21 protein-coding genes are annotated in these 24,037 nt (G+C 70.5%); 14 read left to right on the top strand and 7 right to left on the bottom strand.

From position 1 onward, the window contains the following. Positions 1-80 precede the first annotated feature (80 nt). Entirely contained in the window at positions 81-1,100 is a 1,020-nt protein-coding gene (locus tag ABD357_RS10395) for an NAD(P)-dependent alcohol dehydrogenase (protein WP_425584795.1), read from the top strand. 46 nt (positions 1,101-1,146) lie between these two features. On the opposite strand, the gene ABD357_RS10390 is transcribed toward ABD357_RS10395, so the two are convergent. Further along, on the bottom strand, positions 1,147-4,971 hold the full coding sequence (locus ABD357_RS10390; RefSeq protein WP_344389201.1) for an nSTAND1 domain-containing NTPase: 3,825 nt from the start codon (positions 4,969-4,971) through the stop codon (positions 1,147-1,149). A gap of 183 nt (positions 4,972-5,154) precedes the next feature. Between ABD357_RS10390 and ABD357_RS10385 the strand changes: the two genes are divergently transcribed. Together ABD357_RS10385 and ABD357_RS10380 are read left to right on the top strand one after the other, a co-directional pair. Continuing rightward, complete coding sequence (locus ABD357_RS10385) at positions 5,155-5,646, top strand: RICIN domain-containing protein (RefSeq protein WP_344389199.1); 492 nt, start codon at positions 5,155-5,157, stop codon at positions 5,644-5,646. Positions 5,647-5,661: 15 nt separating this feature from the next. Then, positions 5,662-6,039: a peptidoglycan-binding protein gene (locus ABD357_RS10380; protein WP_344389197.1), complete on the top strand. Its 378-nt coding sequence runs from the start codon at positions 5,662-5,664 to the stop codon at positions 6,037-6,039. A 145-nt stretch (positions 6,040-6,184) separates the two neighbouring features. On the opposite strand, the gene ABD357_RS10375 is transcribed toward ABD357_RS10380, so the two are convergent. Continuing rightward, positions 6,185-6,664 carry a PaaI family thioesterase gene (locus ABD357_RS10375; RefSeq protein WP_344389196.1) on the bottom strand — a complete coding sequence of 160 codons (480 nt, stop codon included), beginning with the start codon at positions 6,662-6,664 and terminating at the stop codon, positions 6,185-6,187. Positions 6,665-6,697: 33 nt separating this feature from the next. Between ABD357_RS10375 and ABD357_RS10370 the strand changes: the two genes are divergently transcribed. Then, the gene (locus ABD357_RS10370; RefSeq protein ID WP_344389195.1) at positions 6,698-6,853 is read left to right on the top strand and encodes a hypothetical protein; all 156 of its coding nucleotides are present in this window, start codon (positions 6,698-6,700) and stop codon (positions 6,851-6,853) included. A 27-nt stretch (positions 6,854-6,880) separates the two neighbouring features. On the opposite strand, the gene ABD357_RS10365 is transcribed toward ABD357_RS10370, so the two are convergent. Next, complete coding sequence (locus tag ABD357_RS10365) at positions 6,881-7,729, bottom strand: alpha/beta fold hydrolase (RefSeq protein WP_344389194.1); 849 nt, start codon at positions 7,727-7,729, stop codon at positions 6,881-6,883. Positions 7,730-7,938: 209 nt separating this feature from the next. Here ABD357_RS10365 and ABD357_RS10360 point away from each other — a divergent pair, with 209 nt between their 5' ends. The 6 genes from ABD357_RS10360 (at position 7,939) to ABD357_RS10335 (ending at position 15,431) form a co-directional block, all read left to right on the top strand. Further along, positions 7,939-9,024, top strand: a complete 1,086-nt coding sequence (locus tag ABD357_RS10360) for a LacI family DNA-binding transcriptional regulator (protein ID WP_344389193.1) — start codon at positions 7,939-7,941, stop codon at positions 9,022-9,024. A gap of 128 nt (positions 9,025-9,152) precedes the next feature. Beyond that, positions 9,153-10,466, top strand: a complete 1,314-nt coding sequence (locus ABD357_RS10355) for an ABC transporter substrate-binding protein (protein WP_344389192.1) — start codon at positions 9,153-9,155, stop codon at positions 10,464-10,466. 18 nt (positions 10,467-10,484) lie between these two features. Continuing rightward, the gene (locus ABD357_RS10350; protein ID WP_344389436.1) at positions 10,485-11,444 is read left to right on the top strand and encodes a carbohydrate ABC transporter permease; all 960 of its coding nucleotides are present in this window, start codon (positions 10,485-10,487) and stop codon (positions 11,442-11,444) included. Continuing rightward, positions 11,441-12,352 (top strand): carbohydrate ABC transporter permease, encoded by a 912-nt coding sequence (locus ABD357_RS10345; protein ID WP_344389191.1) that lies wholly within the window; start codon positions 11,441-11,443, stop codon positions 12,350-12,352. The genes ABD357_RS10350 and ABD357_RS10345 overlap by 4 nt, the downstream gene beginning before the upstream one ends. A gap of 83 nt (positions 12,353-12,435) precedes the next feature. Further along, positions 12,436-13,416 (top strand): hydroxyacid dehydrogenase, encoded by a 981-nt coding sequence (locus ABD357_RS10340; protein WP_344389434.1) that lies wholly within the window; start codon positions 12,436-12,438, stop codon positions 13,414-13,416. Between the two features lie 59 nt (positions 13,417-13,475). Continuing rightward, positions 13,476-15,431 carry a DUF2264 domain-containing protein gene (locus ABD357_RS10335; RefSeq protein WP_344389190.1) on the top strand — a complete coding sequence of 652 codons (1,956 nt, stop codon included), beginning with the start codon at positions 13,476-13,478 and terminating at the stop codon, positions 15,429-15,431. Positions 15,432-15,493: 62 nt separating this feature from the next. Here ABD357_RS10335 and ABD357_RS10330 read toward each other — a convergent pair whose 3' ends face one another. Together ABD357_RS10330 and ABD357_RS10325 are read right to left on the bottom strand one after the other, a co-directional pair. Beyond that, positions 15,494-15,802: a hypothetical protein gene (locus tag ABD357_RS10330; RefSeq protein ID WP_344389188.1), complete on the bottom strand. Its 309-nt coding sequence runs from the start codon at positions 15,800-15,802 to the stop codon at positions 15,494-15,496. 147 nt (positions 15,803-15,949) lie between these two features. Continuing rightward, positions 15,950-18,154, bottom strand: coding sequence for an MMPL family transporter (locus ABD357_RS10325; protein ID WP_344389186.1), 2,205 nt, complete (start codon positions 18,152-18,154; stop codon positions 15,950-15,952). A 428-nt stretch (positions 18,155-18,582) separates the two neighbouring features. On the opposite strand from ABD357_RS10325, the gene ABD357_RS10320 reads away from it, so the two are divergent. The 4 genes from ABD357_RS10320 (at position 18,583) to ABD357_RS10305 (ending at position 20,830) form a co-directional block, all read left to right on the top strand. Next, the gene (locus ABD357_RS10320) at positions 18,583-19,152 is read left to right on the top strand and encodes a hypothetical protein (RefSeq protein WP_344389184.1); all 570 of its coding nucleotides are present in this window, start codon (positions 18,583-18,585) and stop codon (positions 19,150-19,152) included. After that, positions 19,053-19,790 (top strand): sensor histidine kinase, encoded by a 738-nt coding sequence (locus ABD357_RS10315; protein WP_344389183.1) that lies wholly within the window; start codon positions 19,053-19,055, stop codon positions 19,788-19,790. The genes ABD357_RS10320 and ABD357_RS10315 overlap by 100 nt, the downstream gene beginning before the upstream one ends. After that, positions 19,787-20,464 (top strand): response regulator transcription factor, encoded by a 678-nt coding sequence (locus ABD357_RS10310; protein WP_344389182.1) that lies wholly within the window; start codon positions 19,787-19,789, stop codon positions 20,462-20,464. The genes ABD357_RS10315 and ABD357_RS10310 overlap by 4 nt, the downstream gene beginning before the upstream one ends. Before the next feature lie 150 nt (positions 20,465-20,614). Continuing rightward, complete coding sequence (locus ABD357_RS10305; RefSeq protein WP_344389181.1) at positions 20,615-20,830, top strand: hypothetical protein; 216 nt, start codon at positions 20,615-20,617, stop codon at positions 20,828-20,830. Between the two features lie 152 nt (positions 20,831-20,982). Here the strand turns inward: ABD357_RS10305 and ABD357_RS10300 are convergent, their stop codons facing one another. Both ABD357_RS10300 and ABD357_RS10295 read right to left on the bottom strand, forming a co-directional pair. After that, a complete protein-coding gene (locus ABD357_RS10300) occupies positions 20,983-21,441 on the bottom strand; it encodes an RrF2 family transcriptional regulator (protein WP_344389180.1) in 459 nt (152 codons plus the stop codon). A 663-nt stretch (positions 21,442-22,104) separates the two neighbouring features. Next, the gene (locus ABD357_RS10295; RefSeq protein ID WP_344389178.1) at positions 22,105-23,898 is read right to left on the bottom strand and encodes a glycoside hydrolase family 15 protein; all 1,794 of its coding nucleotides are present in this window, start codon (positions 23,896-23,898) and stop codon (positions 22,105-22,107) included. Positions 23,899-24,037 lie beyond the last annotated feature (139 nt).

Raw genomic sequence — 24,037 nt, 5'->3', positions numbered from 1 at the left:
CCATCGTCGGCATTGACAACCTTACGCCGTAAGGACGAACCTTACGGCGTAAGGACGATGAGTCGAACCTGGGCATCGTCATGCAGCGATGTAGCCGGCCACTGTGGCCACTGAGGGGGAACCATGAAGTCGATCGTCCAGGAGCGGTACGGACCTTCGCCCGAGAACGTTCTGCGTCTCGCGGAGATCGACAAGCCCACGATCGGGCGGGACGAGGTCCTGGTCAGGGTGCACGCGGCCAGCGTGGACCGCGGCACCTGGCACATCATGTCCGGTCTGCCGTATCCCGTCGGGCGGCAGGGTTCGGTCTCCGTCGGCCCAAGTACCCCAACCCGGGCCGCAGTTTCGCGGGAACGGTCGAGGCCGTCAGCGGCGATGTGACCGGATTCAAACCGGGTGACGAAGTGTTCGGCATCTGCGATGCCTCGTTCGCCCAGTACGTGCGCGTCCGAACCGACAAGCTCGCCCCGAAGCCGGCGGACCTCTCCTTCGATCAGGCGGCTGCCGTACCCGTCTCCGGGCTCACCGCCATCCAGGCCGTTCGCGACCAGGGACGAGTCCGGGCAGGACAGAAGGTGGTGATCGTCGGCGCGTCGGGAGGCGTGGGCACCTTCGCCGTGCAGATCGCCAAGGCATACGGAGCCGAAGTGACGGCCGTGTGCAGTACCTCAAAGGTCGAAGCGGTCCGCGCGCTCGGCGCAGACCATGTCATCGACTACACCCGAGCGGACTTCGCAGACGGCCGCCACCGCTACGACGTCATCCTCGATATCGGAGGCAACCGCCGGCTGTCGCATCTGCGCCGCACCCTCACCCCGACCGGGCGGCTGGTCATCGTCGGCGGCGAGACCGACGGCCGGTGGCTCGGCGGAACCGACCGTCAACTCCGGGCGCTGGTGCTGTCTCCGTTCATCGGCCAGAAGCTCGGGACCTTCATCTCGTCGGAGAACGCCGAAGACCTGGAGGCCCTCCGCGGGCTCATCGAGTCGGGCAAGGTCTCACCCGCCGTCGACCGGACCTACCCGCTCGACGAGGTCGCCGCAGCCATCCGGTACATGCTGGAGGGGCGGACCTGCGGCAAGCTCGTGATCACCATCTAGGGGCGGTTCCCGGAGGCGGCAACACGGTGTGGCTCGCATACGCGCCTCAGCACGGTGGGCGGTACCTGTGCTGAGTGAAGTACTGGCGCCATTCGGTGCGGGTGATCGCAGGAGTGGCGGTGTCGCAGATCCGGGACGCCACGCGCCGGACGCCGGGGTCCCACAGCAGTGCGGTCCAGTCCTCGCTGCCGGTGGCCAGGGTACGGCCGTCGGGACTGAAGGCGAGGGTGTCCACCGCTTTGCTGTGGCCCGTCAGCAGGGCCAGTTCCCGGGCGCCACCGCGACCGGTCAGGCCGTACAGCCGCACGGTGTTGTCGGAACTCGCGGCGGCCAGCGTCCGCCCACCCGGGGCGAAGGCGACGGACATGACGCCGTCGGTGTAACCGGTCAACCGGTCCCGTGAGACTGGACGGTGCGGATCGGTGAGATCCCACAGCCGTACGGTGCGGTCTTCGCTACCGGTGGCCAGGGCGCGGCTGTCGGGACTGAACGCCACTGATTTCACCGCGTCGGTGTGGCCGGCGAGGACGGCCAGGCGTTCAGGATGCCGTCGGCCGGCCACGTTCCACAGGATGGCCGTACGGTTTCGGGCCGCAACCGCCAGGGTGCGGCCGTCGGGGGCGAATGCCACGGAGTCGACCGCGCTGTTTCCCCGTAGAGGAGCCAGAAGACGCGGATGCCGCATGTCTGTTGTGTCCCACAGCCGCACGCTGCCCTTCTCGCCGCCGGTGGCCAGGGTGCGGCCGTCGGAGCTGAACGCCACCGAGTTGACGTGGCCGATACGACCTTGAACGGCACTCAGCAGATGGGGACGGCGAGATGTTCCCACGCTCCACAGCCGCAGACTGCCATCGGCGCTGCCACTGGCCAGTACGCGCCCGTCCGGCCGGAAGGCCACCGAGTTGACGGCCCCTGTGTGGCCGGTGAGCCGGTCCAGTTCCCGGGGGCGGCGGACGTTCGCGAGGCTCCATAGGCGCACGGTGCGGTCGTAGCTGCCGGTGGCCAGCAGGCGTCCGTTGGGGCTGAAGGCGACGGAGTAGACCGAGCTGGTGTGGCCGGTCATGGCCGGCCCGGGTACATCCCACAGACGTGTGGTCTGGTCCTCGCTGCCGGTGGCCAGGGTGCGGCCGTCGGGACTGAAGGCCAGCGATCCGACGCTTCCGGTATGGCCCCTGAGGACGGCCGGTTCGCGGACGGGACCGGGCCCCGTCAGCTCCCAGCGGCGTACCGTGCCGTCGACGCCCGCGGAGGCCAGGGTGCGGCCGTCGGGACTGAAACCCACGGCGTTGACCGCGTCGGTGTGCCCGGAGAGCACCTCCGTCGCGCGGGGTCGGCGTGGTCCGGCCACGTCCCACAGCCGCACTGTGAAGTCGGCGCTGCCGGTCGCAAGCGTGCGGCCGTCCGGGGCGAACGCGAGTGCTTTGACCTCACCGCCGTGGCCGGCCGCGGGCGGCAGCTTCCGCAGCCGCCCGCCCGACGCGGTCACCTCCCACAGCCGCACCGTACGGTCGGAATGGCCCGTGGCCAGCATGCGCCCGTCCCGTCGGAGCGCCATCGCGGTCACGGCGGCGGGCGCACGGATCGCGGCAAGGGGACGCGGCCGGCGGGGATCCGACAGCTGCCAGAGCCGAATCTCGCCGCGGGAGGCTGTCGCCAGGGTCCGCCCGCCGGGAGCGAAACCCAGTCCGACGACCGGGCCCGCACCGGCCGGCAGGCGTGCCGCGAGCCGGGGGCGCCGTGCGTCGCCGATGTCCCACACCCCGGCCGTCCCGAGGTCGTCTCCTGCGGCCAGAAGACGGCCGTCGGGGCTGACGGCGACCGTGCGCAAGGGGCCCGCCAGGCGGGGCAGCGTGCTCAGCTCGCGCGGCCGGTGGGCATCCGAGGCCCACCACAAGCGCACGGTCCGGTCGCTGTCGCCGGTGGTCAGCACCCGGCCGTCGGCACTGAACGCCATCGTCGTGACCGCGCTCGCCTGACCGGGCAACTGCGTGGCGTACGGGGTGGCGAAGGTGCTGAGCAGACTGCCACGGGCCTCGGGGGTGGGCGACAGGCGGTAGGCGGCCAGACTCAACTGGGCGGCCAGAGCGGGGTTGGCCGCCCGCAGTGCCGCCGCCCTATCGGCGGCCCGCTGCGAACTGGCGGCGTCGCGCTGCCGGTCCGCCGCCCGCTGCGCCCGCACGGCGAAGACAGCGGTCGTGCTCGCCAGCACGAGCAGGACGGTCAGCAGCGCCACCGCCCCGTGCCGGAACCGGGCGCGTCGCCGCACCGCCGCACATTCGGCCGCCCGGGCGGCCAGGCTCGCGTCGAGGAACTCCCGCTCCCGCACTGACAAGGACGCGCGCCCCAGGGCGGTGGCCATGTCGAGGCGGGTGCCGCGGTACAGCGCACCGGGATCACGGCCCAACGCCTCCCAGGCCTGAGCCGCTTCGGTGAGCTGGCGCAGGGTCCGTACGGCCTCACGGTCCTCGGTCAGCCATCCGTGCAGCCTCGGCCAGCACCGGATCAGAGCCTCATGGGCCAGCTCCACCCGCTCGTGGTCCAGCGTCAGCAGCCGCGCTGCAGCCGCACGATCCAGTACGGCACCGACGCCCCCGTCGTCGGCCTCGGTCAGCCCGTCCAGCTCCTCCAGGCGCGCCGGCCGCCGGGTGTCCTCCGTACCCTCTCCCAGCGCGGTCAGCCGCATGAACACCCCCCTGGCCAGCTTCCGCTGCTCCGTGTCCAGCCGCTGGTAGAACTCCTCGGCGGTGCGCGCCAGGCCGCCCTCGAGCCCGCCCGCCGCATCGAACGCCCCCAGCGTCAGCGCGTTGCCGCGTCGCCGCCGCCAGGTCTGCAGCAGTGCGTGCGACAGCAGAGGCAGTACTCCGGCCTGGCCGTGCGCCTGCGCCGTGAGCGACGCCAACAGCGTACCCTCGACGGTCAGTCCGGCCTGCTGGGCCGGCTTCACCACCGCCCGGCGCAGCTCTTCCAGGCTCATCGGCCCGACCGGCACCTGCGTGTCGCGCATCGCCTCCACCAGCAGCGGGTGGTGGGTGCAGTGCGCGTAGAAGTCGGCGCGTACTCCCACTGCCACCCGGCACCGGCCGGCCTCGGCCGAGGCGGCGGTGACCAGTGCCTCGATGAAACGGTCCCGCTCGGCGTCGTCCGGACACAGCGTGAAGGCTTCCTCGAACTGATCGACGACCAGGACCAGGCCGCCGTCACCGGCTCCGGAACGGGCGGCGACCTGACGCACCACACGGCCCAGGTTCGCCGGATCCTCCCTCAACTCCTCGTACAGTCCGCCCGGCGTGACTCCCGCCAGCGCACCCAGCCGCACGGCGCACTCCTCCAGCGGCCGGGGCCCCGGCGTCAGCACCACCGTGGTCGCCAAGGGCCGCAGACGCGGCACCAAACCCGCCCTCAACAGCGACGACTTGCCCGAACCCGAGGCCCCGATCACCACCACGAACCGCTGTCGCTCCAGCCGTTCGGCAAGCTCCTCCACCAGCCGCTCCCGGCCGAAGAACCACTCCGCGTCCTGCTCACGGAACGAGCGCAGACCTGCATAAGGCGGTGGCGCGCCGGACTCCTGATCCTCCGCAGGGCCGAGGGCGGGATCCCCTTCGCCGAGTTGTTCCGCCGCTTCCCGCCAACGGCGCTCCCACTCCCCCACGTCCCCGTCACAGACGCGCACGTAGGCCAGCGTCACCGCCAGCGTGGGCAGCCGCTGCCCGGACGCCGCGGAGGACAGGGTCGAGATCGAGTAGTGCGCCCGCTCCGCCAGTTTCCGGTAGGGCGGATTGCCGGCCTTCTGCCGCAGTTGCCGTAGCCCCGCGGCCAGTTCCAGTAACGGACCGTCCCCCGCTTCCAGCGGTCGCTCCCTGCGCGGCATCGCCGCACCTCCCCCGTGTCGTTTCCCCGTGTCGCAGTGGTCGCTGCGCCGTCACATTTTTCAGGACTTGTTTGTTCGGCACCAGTGACCGAACGCGAACAACGCGTGGGCCGCTACACCTTGGGGCGAACGGCCCGGCGGGCACTCCGCACCGGGCACGGGCTCCATGGGAGGAGAGAACACATGAGGCGAAACAGGCTCGTACTCGCGGCGGCAGGCAGCGCGCTCGCGCTGAGCGGCGCGCTGGGCACGCAGGCCGTGGCGGCGGACGCGGGAGGGGGCACCATACTCGCCCCCCAGACGTTCAAGAACCAGGTCACGGCCCGCTGCATGGACGACAGCGACCGCGGATTCCGTACTGTGGGGTGCCACGGCCGCGCGACCCAGCAGTGGAACGTGCATGTCTGGAACGACGGCACCCGCCAGCTCAAGAACGTCGCCACGGGTCGCTGCATCGACGACAGCAGTGCGGGGCTGCGTACCTGGACCTGCTGGCCCGGATCGGACTCGAGGTCCAAGAACCAAAGCTGGTACGTGCACCGGTGGAACGACGGCAGCATCCAGTTCAAGAGCCAGGCGACCAGCCGGTGCATCGACGACAGCAGTGCGGGGCTGCGTACCTGGACCTGCTGGCCCGGATCGGACTCGAGGTCCAAGAACCAGAGCTGGTTCTGACGCTTGCCAAGGGGGATGCACACGAACGTTGTGACGAGGTCACTCGTCAGTGTCACCGTCGTCGTCGGGATCGCCGCCGGGAGCCTGGCGGGGGCAGGTGCCGGCTTCGCGGCGTCCGGGCCGGCCGCGAAGCCGGCGGTGAGCTCCGAGGCCGCCGTACCACTCGCGGTGGACAACCTCGGCCGGAGTACGGCGCAGGCCCAGGACGTCCAGCGCTGGCCGGCCAGGTACTGGGGGTACACCGGCGCGATCGACGGGCTGTTGGGCACCAACAGCTCGAAGGCGTTCCAGCGCAACCTCCAGAACTGGGGCTATACCGGCCCGATCGACGGAATCGCCGGATCGGGGACCCAGGCCGCGTTCACGGCGTTCGCCGACGGCATCTGGCCCTGAGCCGGGTGGCCGCCTCCTGAGCGACACCCCTGCTACACCCGCACCCTCGCCGAACACAGCGCGGCCAGGGTGCGGGTGGCAGCCGGTCCTGATCAGTACAGGGCACCGCTGGTCAGCCCAGCAACCATCTGCGAATTTCCCCGTGTCAGACCCCGTACGGGGCGCTGCCTGGCATGCGGCGGATGCTCCAGTCGAAGCTGCCTCGGCACACCGGCGTGCCCTCCGTGTCGGTGACCCCTGCTCGGGTGATGAGGCGTGCTCTGTCGGTCTCGCCCGACAGGAGCCTGCGCAGGGTGTGGTGGGCCTCGTCGCCGACGCGGCAGGTGGCCAGTAGGCGGCCTCGTGCGGGGGCGAGGAACTCCAGGGACGCCGCCGCGCCCTGCGGGACGAGGTCCTCCATCTCCTCGCTGCGCTCGCTCGTGGCGATGATCGCGGCCAGCCCGACCGCGTCGATCAGGGCGATGAGGCCGCTGGAATGCAGTGAGCCGATGACGTTCGTCAGCTCCTTGGGTGTCTCCAGCGCCACCTCGGCCGTGCCGTCGGCGGCCCGGAACACTTCGATACCGGCGGTGCGATGGGCCGGGATGGGCTCGAGCAGCGTACGGGCCAGTGCCGTCATGTCCATCGCCACAGGGTCGCGGCGCTGGTTGACGGCCGGGTGACGTCCAGGGCAAGGGACGGCGTCGGCTGGATCGGGTGCTCGCCGAGCGCGTGGACCCCGCCCCTGTACGGGGAGTTGGTCCTCTTCGGGGAGGCCCTGCCCTGGTACGGCGGAACGCCGCCCGCCGAGCAGGGCGAGCTATTCACCCCGTAAGCCCCGCGGACGAGTCAGTCGCTCGGATCAGCTGGACAGGAACGCCGCGGCAGTCGCGACGAACCGTTCGGCGTCGTCGAGCCAAGGGAAGTGTCCGGCTCCGGGCTGGACGACGAGCTTGGCGTTCGGGAACAGCCCGGTGAATTCGGCCATGACGGGAGGAGGGGCCGCCACATCGACTTCCCCGGCGAGCAGGAGCACCGGCGGCCCGAACCGTGCGAGCGCCGTGCGGGTGGCGTCCGGGTCGAAGGCGCCGTCGGCGGCGAAGGCGCTCGCGGCCTCCATGTTCCGCTGCCTGGCTTCCGCGGCCTGGTGTGCCTGCGCCATCTCGTCCCAACGGCCGTAGGAGAACGGTGCGATGGCCTGCCAGCTGTCGCCGGTGGCCAGGCCCGCCACGATCGTCTCCAGAGCCGCGAACGCCGCGGCGAACCACGGCTCGTCCTGGCGAAGCCGCGCGATCTCGAGCCGGGTGCCGCCGGTGATCGTGAGGCCGACGGCCATGACGCTCGGGGTGATCAAGGCGAGCTTGCCGACCCGTTCCTGATAGCGAGTCAGGTACTGCGTCGCCAGATTGGCGCCGCCGGAATGCGCGAGCAGGTCCATCCGGTCCAGGCCGAGGTGCTCGCGCAGGGCCTCCACGTCATCGACGAGTCGGTCGCAGCGGTAGGAGGCGGTGTCCTGCGGTGTCGCGGACCGGCCGGTGCCCCTCAGGTCCAGCCTGATCAACTGCCGGTGCGCGGACAGTCCGCCGAGGTCGCCGAGATACACCGAGTCCTGCATTCCTCCGGGCAGGCAGATCACCGGCGGGCCGTCTCCGAGCACCTGGTAGGCGAGTTGGGTTCCGTCGTACGCGGAGAAGGCGAAGGAGGCAGACATGGCCGCGACCCTCTCAGCGGCGTACAGCCCGGAGCAACCGGTTTTCCTGCACGGTCAGGACTGTGCACGGTCAGGACTGTGCGCTCGGACCCTCTCACCGTTTGATCGATTGATCGCTATCATGGGCGCATCGCGCGAATTCGATCGCGCAAGCCGCCGCGCGGTCGCGCCCCGGCGGCGCGGCCGACGCGGACGAGAGCGGTGGGGACATGCGGGAGTCGGCGCAGAAGCGGCAGACCCGGATCGCGGAGGTGGTGCGGGACCGTGGTGTCGCGCGTATCACCGATCTCGCCGACGAGCTCGGGGTCTCCGTCGTTACAGTGCGCCGGGACGTCGAGGAGCTGGCACGGCGTGGGGAAGTGCGGCGCGGGCATGGGGTGGCGCGTTCGCTGCGGCCGGTGCCCGAGGAGAGCACCGCCGGGGGTGACGCCGTTGCCATGATCGTTCCCGAGCGCAACACCTACCTCACCGAGGCCGTGCAGGCCGCGCGGGAGGCCGCGGAGAAAGCCGGCCTGCGGCTCGCCCTGCACATCGCCGACGATGCCGGGGCGGAGCGCGAGGCCGTGCGCCAGGCGCTGGACGCCGGGGCGCGGGGACTGCTGCTCTCGCCGCACTGGCGTACGCAGGCGGAGGCCGACGCGGACCACTCGTGGCTGGCCGACCTGGACGTCCCCACGGTGCTGGTGGAGCGGCGTCCCGCACGGACCAGCGCGATCTACCCGCTGGACTGCGTGCGCTCGGACCATGCGTACGGCGTGCACCTGGCGCTCGGGCACCTGGTCGGTCTCGGGCACCGGCGGATCGTGCTGGCGGCGCGCGACGACAGCCCCACCGCACGGGTCATCCGCGCCGAGTTCGCCCAGCAGACCGCCGCCCGGGGGCTCGCCGAGAAGTGCCGTACGATCCTCAGCTCGCGCACCGCGGGTCCCGACCCGCGCGCCGCCGACCCGCGGGCCGCGGACCTGCTCGAGGTGGTGGGGCAGAGTGGCGCCACGGCGGTGCTGATCCACAGCGACATGGACGCGCTGGTGCTGGTGCAGCGGCTGCAGGCCGCGGGGATCGACGTGCCCGAGCAGTGTTCGGTGGTGGCGTACAACGACGTGGTCGCCGACATGGGGCCCGTCCCCCTGACGGCCGTCGCCCCGCCCAAGACGGAGCTCGGCCGGGTCGGTGTCGACCTGTTGCTGCGCCGGCTCGGCATGGCGCGCGAGGGGCTGCGCCCGGGTGCCACCCGTCATCTGGAACTGCTGCCGGGTCTTGTGATCAGGGAGTCCACGGCTCCGCCGGCGACGTGAGTCCCGTCCACCAGTCGACTGACGCTTTGTTCGTTTGACCGTTTGAGTTTCCTCTGTTCGATGTATTGACGCCTTTTTCGTCTGCCGCTCAGGATGCCCGTAATCCATGCAAGGACGCGGGAGGGCTCATGCGAGGTACCCGGAGGGCTGCGGCAGCACTGCTCATGATCTTCGCCATGCTGCTGGCGGGCTGTTCCTCCTCGGGCGGCAGCGACACCGCCGAGAGCGGTCCGGTGCACATCACCTTCTGGTCGGCGCTCCGCGGCAGCCAGGAGGTCGTGGACGAGTACAACCGCACCCACACCAAGATCAAGGTCGACTTCGAGCAGGTTCCCTCGGGCGACCAGGGCGGCTGGGCCAAGCTCAGCAACGCCGCACGGGCGGGCAACGCCCCCGACGTCGCCACCATCGAGTACCCGCAGCTGCCCGGCTACGCCATCGACGGCGTGCCCCGCGACATCACCAAGCTGCTGCCCGACTCGGTGCGCCGCCAGATCCTGCCGCAGGCGATGGACCTGACCACGTTCGACGGGCGCACCTACGCCGTGCCGGTCGACATCGAACCGATGGTCTTCCTGTACCGCAAGGACCTGTTCACCAAGTACGGCATCCCGGTCCCCAAGACCTGGGCGGAGTTCGAGACTTCGGCCCGCAAGCTCAAGAAGGCCGACCCCCGTTCCCGTATCGCCAGCCTCTTCACCACCGGCGGCACTCTTCACATGGCCTCGTTCAGCTGGCAGGCCGGCGGCCAGTGGTACGACACCTCCGGCGAGACCTGGCAGGTTTCCATGGACGACGCCCCCACCCGCAAGGTCGCCGCGTACTGGCAGCGCATGCTGGACGACGACCTGGTGCGTGTCGAACCCTCGTCCAGCCAGCAGTGGCGGGCGCATCTGCGCAGCGGTGAGACGGCCGGCTGGCTGGCGGGCGCCTGGGCCGCGGGCTCGATGATGGCCTCCACACCGAGCGGCAAGGGCAAGTGGGCCATCGCACCGCTGCCGCAGTGGGACCTGAGCAAGCCGTCCCTGGGCACACAAGGCGGCTCGACCTTCATGGTCACCAAGGACAGCAACCGTCCCAAGGAGGCGCTGGAGTTCATCTCCTGGATGGTCACCAGCCCGGACGCGCTGCGCGCCAAGCTCTCCAGCGGCATCAGCAGCGCGTATCCGACCGTGCCCGAGCTGGTTCCGGTCGCACGCGAGGCGATGGACACCAGCTACTACTCGGGCCAGGACATCTTCGGTCTCTTCCACGAGGAAGCCAAGCTGATCTCCACCCAGTGGAAGTGGGGGCCGCGGATGGTGTCGACGACCAGCTCGGGCGACGACGGGCTAGCGCGGGCCGGTGCCGGCAGCGGCAGCATCCTGGGCGCCCTACGCGAGGCGCAGCGCAGAACTCTGCCCGACCTGAAGAGCCTCGGCCTGTCGGTCACTACCAACTGAGGTGTACCCGTGAGCACAGTGATCTCTCCAGGAAAACGTACGGGGACCACACCGCCGGCCCCGACCCAGGTCCGCCCCCGCCGAGCCGGACGCCGGCAGCAGACGCTCGCCTGCGTCGCGCTCCTGGCCCCCTTCACGGCACTGCTCGTCGCCGTGTTCCTCGTACCCGTCGGTTACGCCATCGGCCTCAGCCTTTTCTCCGAGGACCACAAGGGCCTCGGGTTCGGCGGCGGCACCACCGTCTTCACCGGGCTGCGCAGTTACCTCGCGGTGCTCGACGATCCGAGCTTCATGTCCGGGTTCGGCGCCATCGCCCTCTACTGCTTGATCTTCGTGCCCGTCGTCGTGGTCAGCGCGCTGGCACTCGCCCTCCTCCTCGACTCCGGGCTGGTCCGGCTGCGGCGTACGGCGCAGATGCTGCTGTATCTGCCGCACGCGGTGCCCGGCATCATCGCCGCCGTCATCTGGCTGTACCTCTACACCCCCGGCCTCAGCCCGGTCATCAAGCTCTTCGCACAGGCCGACATCACCATCGACTTCCTCGGTCTGCACACCGTGCTGCCGTCGATCGTCAACATCGCGCTGTGGAGCGGCCTCGGCTACAACATGGTGATCTTCTACGCCGCTCTCCAGGCCCTGCCGCGCGAAGTGCTGGAGGCCGCCCGGATCGACGGCGCGGGAGATGTGCGCACCGCGTTGCAGGTCAAGGTGCCCATCATCAGGGCCTCCGTCGTCATGGTCTGCATGTTCTCCCTGATCGGCGCACTCCAGCTGTTCACCGAGCCCATGCTGATGAACCAGGCCACACCGATGGTCAACTCCCGCTTCACCCCGAACATGTACATCTACGACGCGGCCTTCCGCCGCAACAACTACGGAATGGCCGCCGCGGCCTCCGTCATCCTCCTCATCGTCACCTGTGCCCTGTCGTACGCCGTAACGCGGTGGGCCGGCCGCCGGGAACGGAGCGCTCGATGACGACAACAACCCCCACCAGCCCCGGTGTTGCCGGCCGCCCGCTGGGCAAGCCGCTCGCCCGCCCCTCCGGCACCAGCAGGCTGACCAGCCGCGGCGTCGCCAACGCCGTCGTTCTGATCGCGGCCCTCTACACCCTGCTGCCCGGACTGTGGCTGCTCTTCGCCTCCACCAAGAACGCCGACGCCCTGTTCGGCTCGGACATCTTCTCCCTGGGCGACTTCTCCTTCGCCCAGAACCTCTCCGACCTGTTCGCCATGGACGGCGGCCTCTACGGCGAGTGGTACCTCAACAGCCTGCTGTACGCGGTCGGCGGCGCCCTCGTCGGCTCGCTGATCAGCGTCAGCGCCGGGTACGCCTTCGACAAGTACGAGTTCCGGCACAAGGAGAAGCTGTTCGGGCTCGTCCTCACAGGCGTCATGGTCCCGCAGACCGTCCTGGCCCTCCCCCTCTACCTGGTGGCCTCCGGCACCGGCCTGGTCAACACCTTCTGGGCGGTGTTCATCCCCGTCCTGTTCAACCCGTTCGGCGTCTACCTCGCCCGTCTGCTGAGCAGCGGCTACGTACCCAACGAGGTGCTGGAGGCGTCCCGCGTGGACGGCGCGGGCGAACTGCAGACCTACGTGCGCGTCAGCCTGCGCATGCTCGGCCCCGGATTCGTCACCGTCTTCCTCTTCCAGCTCACCGCGATCTGGAACAACTTCTTCCTGCCGATGGTGATGCTCTCCGACCAGCATCTGTATCCGCTCAGCCTCGGTCTCTACACCTGGAACAGCTCCGCCACCGTCTCACCCGAGTACTACCCGCTCGTCGTCATCGGCTCGCTGCTCGCCGTCGTCCCACTGATCGTCACGTTCATCGCTCTGCAGCGTTACTGGAAGTCCGGCCTGACCGCAGGAAGCGTCAAGTGACCAGCAAGGAGGGCCAGTTGGTCCGTACGGAACCTCAAGTGACCGCCCCCGACGGCCGGCCCCGCCCGCGCGCCGTGCTGGCCATGGCGAAGAAGACGGCGGAGCAGGTCCTCGACGGCGACGTACGAGCCCGGCTGGCCGCCCTCACCGACATCGACCCGCACTTCGTCCTGGACGATCTCACCACCCCCACCGCACACCGTGCGCTCGCCGACGCCGAGCTGCTCATCACCGGCTGGGGCTGCCCGCCCATCGACGCGGCGGCACTGGACGCGGCGCCCCGGTTGCGTGCGGTCGTGCACACCGCCGGCACCGTACGCCACCACATCACCGCCGCGTGCTGGGAGCGCGGCCTCGCGGTGTCCTCCGCCGCCGCGGCCAACGCCGTGCCGGTCGCCGAGTACACCCTCGCCATGATCCTGCTCGCCAACAAGCGGGTCCTGGAGACCGCCCGCGTCTACCGCACCGAGCGCCGCCGCGTCGACTGGAACGAGCGCCATCCCGACGCGGGCAACTACCGCAAGACGGTGGGCATCCTGAGCGCGTCGGCCATCGGACGCCGAGTCATAGACCTGCTCCGTCCCCACGACCTGACGGTGCTGCTCCACGACCCCTACGTCACGCGCGTCGAGGCCCGCGAGCTCGGGGCCCAACTGGTCCCGCTTCCAAGGCTGTTCGAGGACAGCGACGTCATCAGCGTGCACACCCCCTTACTGCCCGAGACCCGCGGCCTGGTCGGCCGCGACCTGCTGACGCGGCTGCGCACGGGCGGCACGCTGATCAACACCGCGCGCGGCGCCGTCGTCGACCAGGCCGCGCTCACCGACGAGGTGGTGTCCGGGCGGCTGCACGCGATCCTGGACGTCACCGAGCCGGAGGTGCTGCCCGCCGACTCACCGCTGTTCGACTGCCCCAACGTCCTCGTCACCCCGCACATCGCGGGTTCCAAGGGCGGCGAACTCCGCCGCCTCGCGGACCTGGCGCTGGCCGAGGTCGAGTCGTACGCGCTCGGCCGCCCCTTCGCCCATCCCGTACGGCCCGAACATCTGGCGCGCCTCGCCTGAACTCCACCCACTCGCCTACGCCGAACAAGCCGGAACGAACAGGAGACGTGGCCCCTCCCATGCCCGACCACCCCCTCGAACTCCCCGCAGAGGACCGCACCCTCAGCCCGCACACCGGCTACACCCGCGCCCACTGGGAAACCGCCGCCGACCGACTGCTCACGGCCGCCCTCCGCTACGCCACCCCGGGCCAGGCCCTGATCGACCTGCCCGGCCCGCCCTCCAAGTCCGGGGTGCGCTCGGACGGTCTGGAGGGGTTCGCCCGTACGTTCCTACTGGCGGCGTTCCGTACGGCCGGAGCGTCCGGCAAGGACCCGCACGGCTTCCTGGAGCGCTACACCGCGGGCCTCGCGCGTGGCACCCGCACTCCCGGCCGCGGTGACGCCGAGTCCTGGCCGGAGATCGGCCACCACAACATCCAGGGCCAGCCCATGGTGGAGTCCGCCTCCGTGGCGCTGGCCCTGCGGCTGACCGCGCCGTGGACCTGGGACACACTGCCCGCCGACGACCAGGACCGCGTCGAGCAGTGGCTGCGCGGCGCGCTGAGGCACACGCCCGCCCCCAACAACTGGTACCTCTTCCCGCTGACCGTCGCGGGCTTCCTGGAGTCCGCCGGGCGGGGCGACGCCGAGACGCGCGGCGCGATCGAGCGCGGGCTCGGCCTGCTGGACGGCTGGTACCAGGGGCAGGGCTGGTACTCCGACGGCGACGGCAGGTCCTTCGACCACTACAACGGCTGGGCCCTGCACATGTACCCGCTCCTGCATGCCCACCTCGCCGGCGACCGGGTACTGTTCGACCAACTCGGCCCGCGGCTGCGGGAGTTCCTCGAAGGCTTCGCCCTGCTCTTCGACGCGAACGGCGCCCCCATCCACCATGGCCGCTCCCTGACCTACCGTTTCGCCGCGGTCGCCGCCGTGGCCCTCGGCGCCCTCACCGGCGTGACGCCACTCGCCCCCGGCGTCACCCGCCGCATCCTCAGCGGGGCGCTGCGCCACTTCCTCGACCGCGGCGCGCTCACCGCGGACGGCGTCCTCAGCCTCGGCTGGTACGGGCCGCACGAGGCAACGCTCCAGCGCTACTCGGGGCCCGGTTCCCCGTACTGGGCCTCCAAAGGCTTTCTCGCCCTGCTCCTCCCGCCCGAGGATCCGGTGTGGACGGCCACCGAGGAGAGCGCGCCCTCCGAAGGCCGTGACCGTGTACTCGCGTTGCCTGCCCCGGGACTGCTCATCCAGACCACAGGCCGGGACGGTCTCGCGCGCCTGCACAACCACGGCAGCTACAAGCTGGACTCGCGGGAGCCGGAGCGGGCCCCCGGCAACCCGCTGTACGCCCGCCTCGCGTACTCCACCCGTACCGGCCCGACCAGCGCGGCCAACACCCCCGACAACCACATCGCCCTGACAGCCCGCGGCACCCGCAGTGCTCGTATCCGCATCAATCTCCTTGCGGCGGGCCCCGACTGGCTTGCCTCCTGGCACCGGCCGGTCTTCCCCGAGGACGGCCCGGTCCTGCCCTCGGCCCGCATCGAGAGCCTGACGCTGGCACGCGGCAGGCTCGAACTGCGCGTCCACCGCACCGTCGGCGTACCGGCCGGGACGCCGATCCACCACACCGGCTGGGCCGTCGCCCTTTCGCCGGAGTCGGCCGCCGAAACAGAAGCCGAACCGATCAAGGAGATGCGTCTCGGCGGACCGGAGGTGACCAGCCAACTGCTCTGCCTGCACGGCTGGCAGACGCAACGCACCGTCCGCGCCCCGCAGGGCACGGCATACGGGCCCTGGGCCCTCGTCCCCGAACTCACCGGAACGGTCGGCGAGGACCCGGCCGGTACAGTGTTCGCCGCGCTCGCCTCCCTCACCGGCGAAGGCGACCCCGCCCCGCTCGCCGGGCAGGCCACCGCCGAGGTGAAAGACCTGACCGTCACCGTCCGCTGGGCCGACGCGACCCGTACGGTCGTGGACTTCGGCGACGGCGTCCTCACACTCCCCACGGTCACCGAGGCGCCGGGGTGACGCCGCGCCTGGCGTGAGGGTGCAGGGTGTGAGGGCAGACGAGGTTCCCCCGCGCGAAGCGGTCAGGCCGCCCCGTCGGTCTCGCAGGCGGCGAGCAGCACCCGGACCACCTCGATGGGGGCACTGGGCACAGAGGGGTCGGCGCCACGCCGGGGCGCGCACTGAGCCGGACCGGGCGCTCGCTCGTCGACGACCAGGCCGGGAGTGCGGGCGTATGACTGGTCGACGACCACCGCCGCGGTGCAGGCGCGGCCGTGCTCGTCGGTGAACGTGACGACCTCGCTGTAATCCGTCGGGGCGCTGCATCCCGCGAGCAGCAGTGCCGCCGCCCCCGTGGCCACCGCCACGCCGACCCCCCACAGCCGTTTCATCCCTCGCCCCTTCACGCCCGCTTCGCCGTCCAACTCGGTTGCCAGTCCGCAACGTAGCCGTCAACGACGGTCCGGTCACCGTGCCCATCGACGCCGATTCCAGGGCTGGAGCCGACCGAGCAGACAGCCGACCGCGGGGGCTCCCTGTCACTGACGGTTGGGGGCGAACGCGGGTTCGGACGGGGGTGGGGCGGCTGCGCCCTCCGTACGGATGCGGGGCAGTCGGCGGTCGAGGGGACCGGGCAGCCACCAGGTGGCGCGTCCCAGCAACGCCATGGCCGCGGGTACGAGCACCATCCGGACGATCGTGGCGTCGAGCACGATGGCCGTCGCCAGACCCAGGCCCATCATCTTGACGAGCGGTGAGGGGTTGGCGACGAAGCTGAGGAAGACCACCGTCATGATCAGTGCGGCGGAGGTGATGACGCGGCCCGTGACCGCCATGCCGCGAGCCACCGACTCCTTGGTGTCACCCGTGGCGTCGTACTCTTCGCGGACGCGCGAGAGCAGGAACACCTCGTAGTCCATGGACAGGCCGAAGAGGACCGCGAAGAAGATCGTCGGCAGGGGTGAGGCGATCGGCAGGGTTTCGTCGAGGTTGAGCATCTCTCCGAACCAGCCCCATTGGAAGACGGCCACCACGACGCCGTACGCGCCGCCGATGGACAGCAGGTTCATCACGGCAGCCTTCAGCGGTACCACGATGGAGCGGAACACCAGCATCAGCAGCAGGAACGACACCACGATGATCGCGGCAATGAAGACCGGGAGCGTGTCGGCGAGTTGGCGGGTGAGGTCGTCGGTCATGGCGGTCAGGCCCGACACGGCGACGTTGTCGGGGACAACGTCGCGGATGCGTTCGAGGGTGTGGGAGGTCTCGGCGTCCGCAGGGGCGGTGGTGGGGAGCGTGGGCAGTACGACGGTGTCCCCCGCCGCGGACATCCGGGGCTCGCCGACCGACGCGATGCCGGGATCGTCGGCGAGGCGGCGGGACAGCTCGGGGATTCCCCCGGCGTCCACGCCGGGGCTGCGCAGGTCGGCGACGATCAGCAGCGGGGCGTTGAAGCCGGGGCCGAAGCCCTCCGCCAGCAGGTCGTAGGCACGGCGGTGCGTGGTACTGGTCGCGTCGTTACCCGCGTCGGGAAAGCCCGTGTCCATGCGCAGCGCCGGGAGCGCCAGCACCAGCAACGCCGCCGACGCGGCGAGCAGGTACGGCCACGGCCGGCCGGAGACGCGGTGGGCGAATCGCCACCATGCCGTGTTCTCCGGGTTCTTGACGTTCTCGGGGTCGTCGGGGTTCTCGTAGGACTCGCGGCTCTTCACCCGGCGCCAACGGGAGCCCCGGCGCCGCCCCTTGTGGATGCGGTCGCCCAGCAGGGACAGCAGTGCGGGCAGCAGCGTCAGGGCGGTCGCCATGGCGAACAGTACGACCAGCGAGGTGCTCAGACCGATCGAGGTCAGAAAGCCCAGGCCGGTCAGTGCGAGAGCGGTCATCGCCACGACGACGGTTCCGCCGGCGAGCAGGACGGCCGCGCCGGACGATCCCATGGCGTTCGACAGCGCGGTGGAGTTGTCCTGGCCGGCGGCGCGGTTCTCGCGGTAGCGGGCCATGATGAACAGGGCGTAGTCGATGCCGACGCCCAGGCCGATCATCGCGCCGATCGTGGGGGCGGCGGTGGAGACGTCCATCGTATGGGCCAGCAGCGTGATGCCGGCAAGTCCGGCGGCGACGGCGACGAGGGCGAGCGCGATCGGGACCAGTGCGGCCACGATCGTGCCGAACGCGACCACCAGGATGACCAGGGCGGCCAGCAGACCCGCCGCTTCCGCGCCCGATGTCGGCGTCTCGGCATTGATGAAGACGGTGTCGCCGCCGAGTTCGGCGACGACACCGTCGCCGCGTACGGGTTCGATCGCGCCGCTCAGGGCATCGATCTGCTCGGGACTCACCTCCATCGTCGGTACGTCGAAGGCGACTTGGGCGAAGCCGATCCGTCCGTCGGGCGAGAGTGTGCCGGCGGTGAAGGGATCGGTGACCGTGGCGATGTGCTCCATCTTGGCGATCCGGGCGACCGCCGCCTCGATGGCAGGCCGGTGGCGGTCGAGCCTCTCCCCTTCCGGCGCGGCGAACACTGCCATGGCGTTGCCGCCGGAGGCTTCGGGGAAGCGCTCTTCGAGCAGTTCCATCGCCTCCTCGCTCTGGCTGCCGGGAGCGACGAGGTCGTCGACGAACGAGCCGCCGGCCAGGCCTGCTAGAGGCAGCACGAGGGCCAGGGCGGCCAGCCAGGAGGCGATGGTCATCCACGGTCGGCGAGCGCTCGCGTCGCCGATGCGGCGCGTGACGTGGTTCATGATGGTGGCTCCTGAGGTACGGGTGCCGGCTGACGGCACGTGTCGGCTGAGCTCCTGTGGTGGGGTTGCCGACCGGCCACAACTGCCGGACCGGCTCCCATGGTTGGCTACCGACCGGCCACAACTGCCGGCTGGGCTCCCGTGGTCGGCTGCCGATCGGCCACAACTGATCGGTGTGCGGCGGCAGCAGGAGTGAGCAGTCCCATCGTGGGAGACGGCACCGGTGCCGTCTCCCGCCGCACGGCGGGCTCGGTCCTCCCGCGCGCGGCGGGGAGAACCGTGGGGCGCCTCCTGCCGGCGGCGGAGGACCGGATCCGTCCACAGGCGGGTGACGGTGCCTGGGAGCCGGAATTACGATGACGTGCCCGGTGCGTCCCGATGACCTGCACCGTGCACCAGGGCACCGGACGCCTCTTGATGGAGCGACGATGAATCGCAGGGCGCCGCATGCCGAGACGCCGGGCCGCAGCGTGCCGGGCAGGTTCCGCGGTCCGTTCACGCGCTGGCCGCGGGGCGCGGACGCTGTCCTCGCGGTGGCGATGTTCCTGCCGACGATGCTCCTTCAGGAAGCTCCGGGGGACACGATGGTCGTCCGCCCGGTCACGGGCATCCTCCATCCCGCCCTCCCGCTCTTCCTGGTGGCCGGCGCGGCGCTCTACCGGCGTCGGAGCAGGCCGCTCGCGGTGCTGTGCGTGGTGCTCGTCGCGTGGGCCGGGACGCTGGGAAGCAGCCACTCCACCCTGGGCGCGATGGTGATCGTCGCGCTGTACAGCGTCGGGCGGCACGCCGACGACAACCGGTGGGGCCCTCTCGGCGTCGTCGCGGCCATCGCCGGGCTCACGATCGACGGCTCCTGCTTTCCGTCTCCTGGGGGGACATCGTCTTCGGCGCCCTCGTCATGTCCGGGGCCTGGTACCTCGGCCGGCGCCTGCGGCTTCGCGCCGGGCGTGCCGCCCGGCTGCTCCGAGAACAGGCCGCCGAGGCCCGGCGGATCGTGACCGAGGAGCGCACCCACATCGCCCGTGAACTGCACGACGTGGTCGCCCACCGGGTGAGCATGATGACGGTGCAGGCCGGTGCGGCCCGGATGGTGGCCGCCGAGGATCCCCAGGGCGCGCTGGAGGCGATGGCGGCGGTGGAGGAGGCGGGACGCCAGGCGCTGGACGAACTGCGCCACCTGCTGGGGGTGTTGCGGCCGGACTCCGAGCGCGACGGTCTGGGGCCCCAGCCGGGTCTGGGCGATCTGCCCCGGCTCGTGGCCGAGGTTCGCGAGGCGGGCCTGGACGTCTCGGTCACCAACAGCATCCGGGACCCTCTCCCGGCCCGCGTCGATCTCTCGGCGTACCGCATCGTCCAGGAGGCCCTGACCAACGTGCTCAAGCACAGCGGACCGCGCACGCACACCCACGTGCACCTGCGCGACGAAAGCGACGGCCTCACCATCGAGGTGCTCGACGACGGCCACGGCGCCACCGTCCAGGCCATGCCGGCCGCACACAAGGGCCCGCCCGGCCACGGCATCGTCGGCATGCGGGAAAGAGCCCACCTGCTCGGCGGAAGCCTCGACGCCCAACCGCGTCCCGGCGGCGGATTCCGCCTCACCGCCCATCTGCCCGTCAAGGGGGAGCCCACGTGAGCATCCGCGTCGTCGTTGCCGACGACCAGGCACTGGTACGGCGGGGCTTCACCATGATTCTCAGGGTCCACCACGACATCGAGGTCGTGGCCGAGGCGGGCACCGGCCTCCAGGCGGTCGAGGCGGCACGCCGGCACCGACCGGACGTGATCCTCATGGACATCCGCATGCCCGAGATGGACGGCCTCGAAGCGACCTCCCGGATCCTGGAGGAGGCCGACTGGAACCCACGGGTACTGATCCTGACCACGTTCGACCCGGACGAGTACGTCTACGAGGCGCTGCGCTCCGGCGCCAGTGCCTTCGTACTGAAGGACATTCCCCCCGAACAACTTGCCGCCGCCGTACGTACCGTGGCCGAAGGCGGGACGCTGCTGGCCCCCTCGATCACCCGGCGCTTCATCGACCGGTTCACGCAGCGCCGTATCGTCAACACCGCCGTCGCGGCCCGTCTGGAACGGCTCACGGGCCGCGAACGCGAGATCATGACCGCCGTCGCACGGGGCGCGAGCAACGCGGAAATCGCCGAGCAGCTCGTCATCGGTGCCGCCACCGTCAAATCGCATGTGTCGAGCATCCTCACCAAACTCGGGCTGCGCGACCGCATCCAGATCGTGATCTGCGCATACGAAAGCGGCCTCGTCGAAGCGGGCGACCACGACGTCGGCCACTGAGCTACGGACCCGCTCTGTGGTGGCTTCGCCGGTGAGGCGGCGGGCCATCAGGGCGGTCACAGCGAGGTGGATCATGTCATCGGAGCGGACTGACAGGGCTTCTCGAAAGCCAGACGAGAAGTGAGACCGGAAGCCGGACAGGAGTGTCCCGTGTCCGCGCCGAGGCTCAAACAGCCGCCGTTGTCGCGGAATTGGCTGCGCCAGGGCCAGAAGGAACACTCCGTCGCGGCTCGGCCAGTGGCCCTTCATGACCACCCGGCCGCCGGCGCCGCGCAGCCGGTCGGCGGCGAGAACGGGGGCACCGCGAGGCAGAAGCCCCAGCCGACCACCGCCGCCGTACGGTCACCGAACGCCAGGCGCGCGTAGTGGGACACCCGCCCGCGTCCGGATGCCGCGCGGCGCAGCAGCGACGCGGGGCGTCGGCGTAGAGAACCAGCTCACAGGGGGGCGGGACCGTGCAGATGCTGTCGGTGCCACCCCCGGGCCCCGCGCCGTGCGGTTTGCACGCCTCATACGGTCTAGGGATTCGTCCAGGCCCCGGGGTCCTCGGCAAGGCCCACGACCTCCTCGGGCAGCTTGGCCGCGGCCACATCCGCCAGGGTGACCTCGCCGAGGATCTTCCGGACGTTGGCGCGTACCGCGATCCACAGCGGCAGCAGGGATTCCGCGGGGCCGCAGTAGGAGAGCTCGGGCGGGCGCACGCCCCGTACCGACACCAGCGGTCCGTCCGCCACCCGGATCACGTCCGCGATGGCGATCGAGTCCGCCGGGCGGGCCAGCCGGTAACCGCCTTTCCCGCCCCGCTGACTGACCACGAGGCCGCCCCGGCGCAGGTCGCCCAGAATGCCCTCCAGGAACTTGTGCGGGATGCCCTGCGCCAGGGCGATCGCCTCGGCCTTCACCGACGTGTCCTCACCTGCCGCAGCCAGCTCCAACGCCGCCCGTACCGCATAGTCCGCCTTCGCCGAGATCCGCATGCCGCGATTATCCGCCACTGCGGCGTACGACGGTCCCTTGCCACCGGATCGGTGCGCGGTCACGAGGGGCGAGCTGTCCGCATGGCCGCTCGCCATCACCATCGCCTATCCCGCCACCGACCTGCTGCTGCTGTCTCCTGTTGGGAGCCGCGGCACTGCACTCGTCCGTTGCCCATCTCGCACTCCCGGCGGAAAACCAGGAGAGGCTGCCCCGGCGGCGCATGTCGATCCTGATCGCGCTCATCCTGATGGGGCCGCTCATCGTGCTGGCCAATGTCGGCGGCATCCGGGCCCAGTCCGTGAACGTCACAGTGATCGTGAGCATGATGGCCGGCCTGTCACTGCTGCTGGTGCGCGTCGCGTTCCTGGCTCAGTACGCCCATGGCAGGGCCATTGCACTCGCCGCCTCACTGCGGGAACAGACAGATCTCCAAAAACGGCTGACCCATCAGGCGACCCACGACCCGTTGACGGGTCTGGCCAACCGAGCGCTGCTCCAAGAGCGCCTGGATTCCGTTCTCGGCCGGTGTTCCGCCGATTCCGCAGCATCACCAGGCCGACCGCGCCCACGGAAGCGCTGCGGGACGCCGACATCGCCCTGTACAGAGCCAAGACCGCAGGCAAGAACCAGGCCGCTTTCTTCCAATCCCCGCACCAGCCGCGCTAGCGCCGCGCCGCGTCGCGCGTGCCGTGCAGGGCGAAGGCGGTGTTGACGAGGCCGACGTGGCTGAACGCCTGTGGGGTGTTGCCGAGTTGGCGGTGGGCGACCGGGTCCCACTCCTCCGAGAGGAGGCCGACGTCGTTGCGGGTGTCCAGTACGCGCTCGAACACGGCGTCCGCCTCCTCACGGCGGCCGATCGCCCTGAGGGCGTCGGCGAACCACAAGGAGCAGACGAGGAAGGCCCCTTCAGGGCCGCCGTCGGCGTAGCGCCGCAGGAAGCCGTGGTCGTCGAGCGTGCGGGCCACCGCCGACAGCGTGCCGTGGACCCGGGGGTCGTCCGGAGGCAGGAAGCCGAGCCTGGGCAGCAGCAGTGCGGACGCGTCGATGCGACTCGAGCCGTACGACTGCACGAAGCTGTCCTGCTCGGCGTCCCAGCCCTCGCGGCACACCTCGTCGTGGATCGCCTGGCGCATCCCCCGCCAGCGCTCCGCCGAGCTGCGCAGGCCTGCGATCCGCGCCATCCGCAGCGCCCGGTCCGCGGCGACCCACGACATGATCCGGGAGTGCACGAAGTGCCGTGGCGGGCCGCGTACTTCCCACAGTCCCACGTCGGGCTCCCGCCAGTGCCGCTCCAGGTGGCCCATGAGCGAGGCGACGACGCTCCACATGTGGTGGTCGATGGGTATGCCCGCGCGCACCGCGGAGTACACGGTGTTGAGCACCTCGCCGTAGACGTCGAGTTGGAGCTGGTCGGCGGCGGCGTTGCCGAAGCGGACGGGGCGGGAGCCCTCGTATCCTTCGAGCCAGCCGGCCGGCTTCTCGGGCAGCCTCCGCTGGCCTGACACCCCGTACATCGGCTGGAGGTCGTCGGGTTCGCCGGCCACGGCACGGACCAGCCAGTTCCGCCAGGCGACGGCCTCGTCGCGGTAGCCGGTGCGCAGGAGGCAGGACAGCGTGAAGGTGGAGTCACGGAGCCAGCAGAAGCGGTAGTCCCAATTCCGTTCTCCACCGAGGCACTCGGGCAGTGAGGTGGTGACGGCGGCCACCATTCCTCCGGTGGGCGCGTAGATCAGTGCCTTGAGTGTGATGAGGGACCGGAGCACCACTTCCCGCCAAGGCCCTTGATAAGTGCACTTCGCCGCCCACTGTTGCCAGAATCCCTGTGTCTCGGCCAGGAGTTCGGTGGTGTCCCCGCGCGGATTCTGCGGCATGTGTGAGGGGCTCCAGTCGAGGACGAATGCCCTTCGCTGTCCGGCCGAGAGCGTGAACTGCGAGCGAATACAGGAATCACTGACGGAGAAGCACATTTCATCGTCGCCGGATTGCGGAATTCCGTCGCATCGCAGAATGACGGAGTCCGGTCCGGCGACCGCGGCCACCGTGCGCGGGTCGACACCCCGGATCCATGGCACCACACGCCCGTTGAGGAACCGCAACCGTAGTTCCCCGCGCATCTCGACCCGGCCCGCCAGCCCTTCCACCAGGCGCACGAGACGGGGAACTCCCTGGCGGGGAGGCATGAAGTCGGTCACGCGCACGGCACCGTCCGCCGTCTGCCAGACCGTTTCCAGGACCAGCGTGTCACCGCGGTAGGCCCGGTGGTCGCACAGCCGGGATGCGCCGCCGGCCGGGGCGATCCGCCACCGGCCGTTTTTCTCACCGCCGAGAAGCGCGGCGAAACAGGCGGGGGAATCGAATCGCGGCAGGCACATCCAGTCGATCGCCCCGTCCCTGCCGACCAGAGCGGCCGTCTCAAGATCTCCGATGAGAGCGTAGTCCTCGATTCGCCCTGCCATGACAAGAATTCTAGGAGAGGGTAAGCAGAAGCGAAAAAGATCGAAAGAAAACCTTTTCTTTGACTCACCCCGTGCCCTGCGTTAAGGGTGGGATAGCAGGGCATTCAGTTCCTTCGGCAGGACGTACCGATGTCCCGAT

This window comes from Streptomyces vastus, from assembly GCF_039532825.1.
GTDB classification, from domain to species: domain Bacteria; phylum Actinomycetota; class Actinomycetes; order Streptomycetales; family Streptomycetaceae; genus Streptomyces; species Streptomyces vastus.
This window is presented reverse-complemented; position numbering and strand designations above follow the sequence as displayed.

Coding starts and splice junctions, on each gene's coding strand:
- ABD357_RS10395 (WP_425584795.1), top strand. CDS start 81: ATGCAGCGATGTAGCCGGCCACTGTGGCCACTGAGGGGGAACCATGAA.
- ABD357_RS10320 (WP_344389184.1), top strand. CDS start 18,583: ATGAATCGCAGGGCGCCGCATGCCGAGACGCCGGGCCGCAGCGTGCCG.
- ABD357_RS10325 (WP_344389186.1), bottom strand. CDS start 18,154: ATGAACCACGTCACGCGCCGCATCGGCGACGCGAGCGCTCGCCGACCG.
- ABD357_RS10355 (WP_344389192.1), top strand. CDS start 9,153: ATGCGAGGTACCCGGAGGGCTGCGGCAGCACTGCTCATGATCTTCGCC.
- ABD357_RS10375 (WP_344389196.1), bottom strand. CDS start 6,664: ATGGACATGACGGCACTGGCCCGTACGCTGCTCGAGCCCATCCCGGCC.
- ABD357_RS10295 (WP_344389178.1), bottom strand. CDS start 23,898: ATGGCAGGGCGAATCGAGGACTACGCTCTCATCGGAGATCTTGAGACG.
- ABD357_RS10380 (WP_344389197.1), top strand. CDS start 5,662: ATGCACACGAACGTTGTGACGAGGTCACTCGTCAGTGTCACCGTCGTC.
- ABD357_RS10300 (WP_344389180.1), bottom strand. CDS start 21,441: ATGCGGATCTCGGCGAAGGCGGACTATGCGGTACGGGCGGCGTTGGAG.
- ABD357_RS10365 (WP_344389194.1), bottom strand. CDS start 7,729: ATGTCTGCCTCCTTCGCCTTCTCCGCGTACGACGGAACCCAACTCGCC.
- ABD357_RS10335 (WP_344389190.1), top strand. CDS start 13,476: ATGCCCGACCACCCCCTCGAACTCCCCGCAGAGGACCGCACCCTCAGC.
- ABD357_RS10385 (WP_344389199.1), top strand. CDS start 5,155: ATGAGGCGAAACAGGCTCGTACTCGCGGCGGCAGGCAGCGCGCTCGCG.
- ABD357_RS10330 (WP_344389188.1), bottom strand. CDS start 15,802: ATGAAACGGCTGTGGGGGGTCGGCGTGGCGGTGGCCACGGGGGCGGCG.
- ABD357_RS10360 (WP_344389193.1), top strand. CDS start 7,939: ATGCGGGAGTCGGCGCAGAAGCGGCAGACCCGGATCGCGGAGGTGGTG.
- ABD357_RS10340 (WP_344389434.1), top strand. CDS start 12,436: ATGGCGAAGAAGACGGCGGAGCAGGTCCTCGACGGCGACGTACGAGCC.
- ABD357_RS10315 (WP_344389183.1), top strand. CDS start 19,053: ATGTCCGGGGCCTGGTACCTCGGCCGGCGCCTGCGGCTTCGCGCCGGG.
- ABD357_RS10345 (WP_344389191.1), top strand. CDS start 11,441: ATGACGACAACAACCCCCACCAGCCCCGGTGTTGCCGGCCGCCCGCTG.
- ABD357_RS10390 (WP_344389201.1), bottom strand. CDS start 4,971: ATGCCGCGCAGGGAGCGACCGCTGGAAGCGGGGGACGGTCCGTTACTG.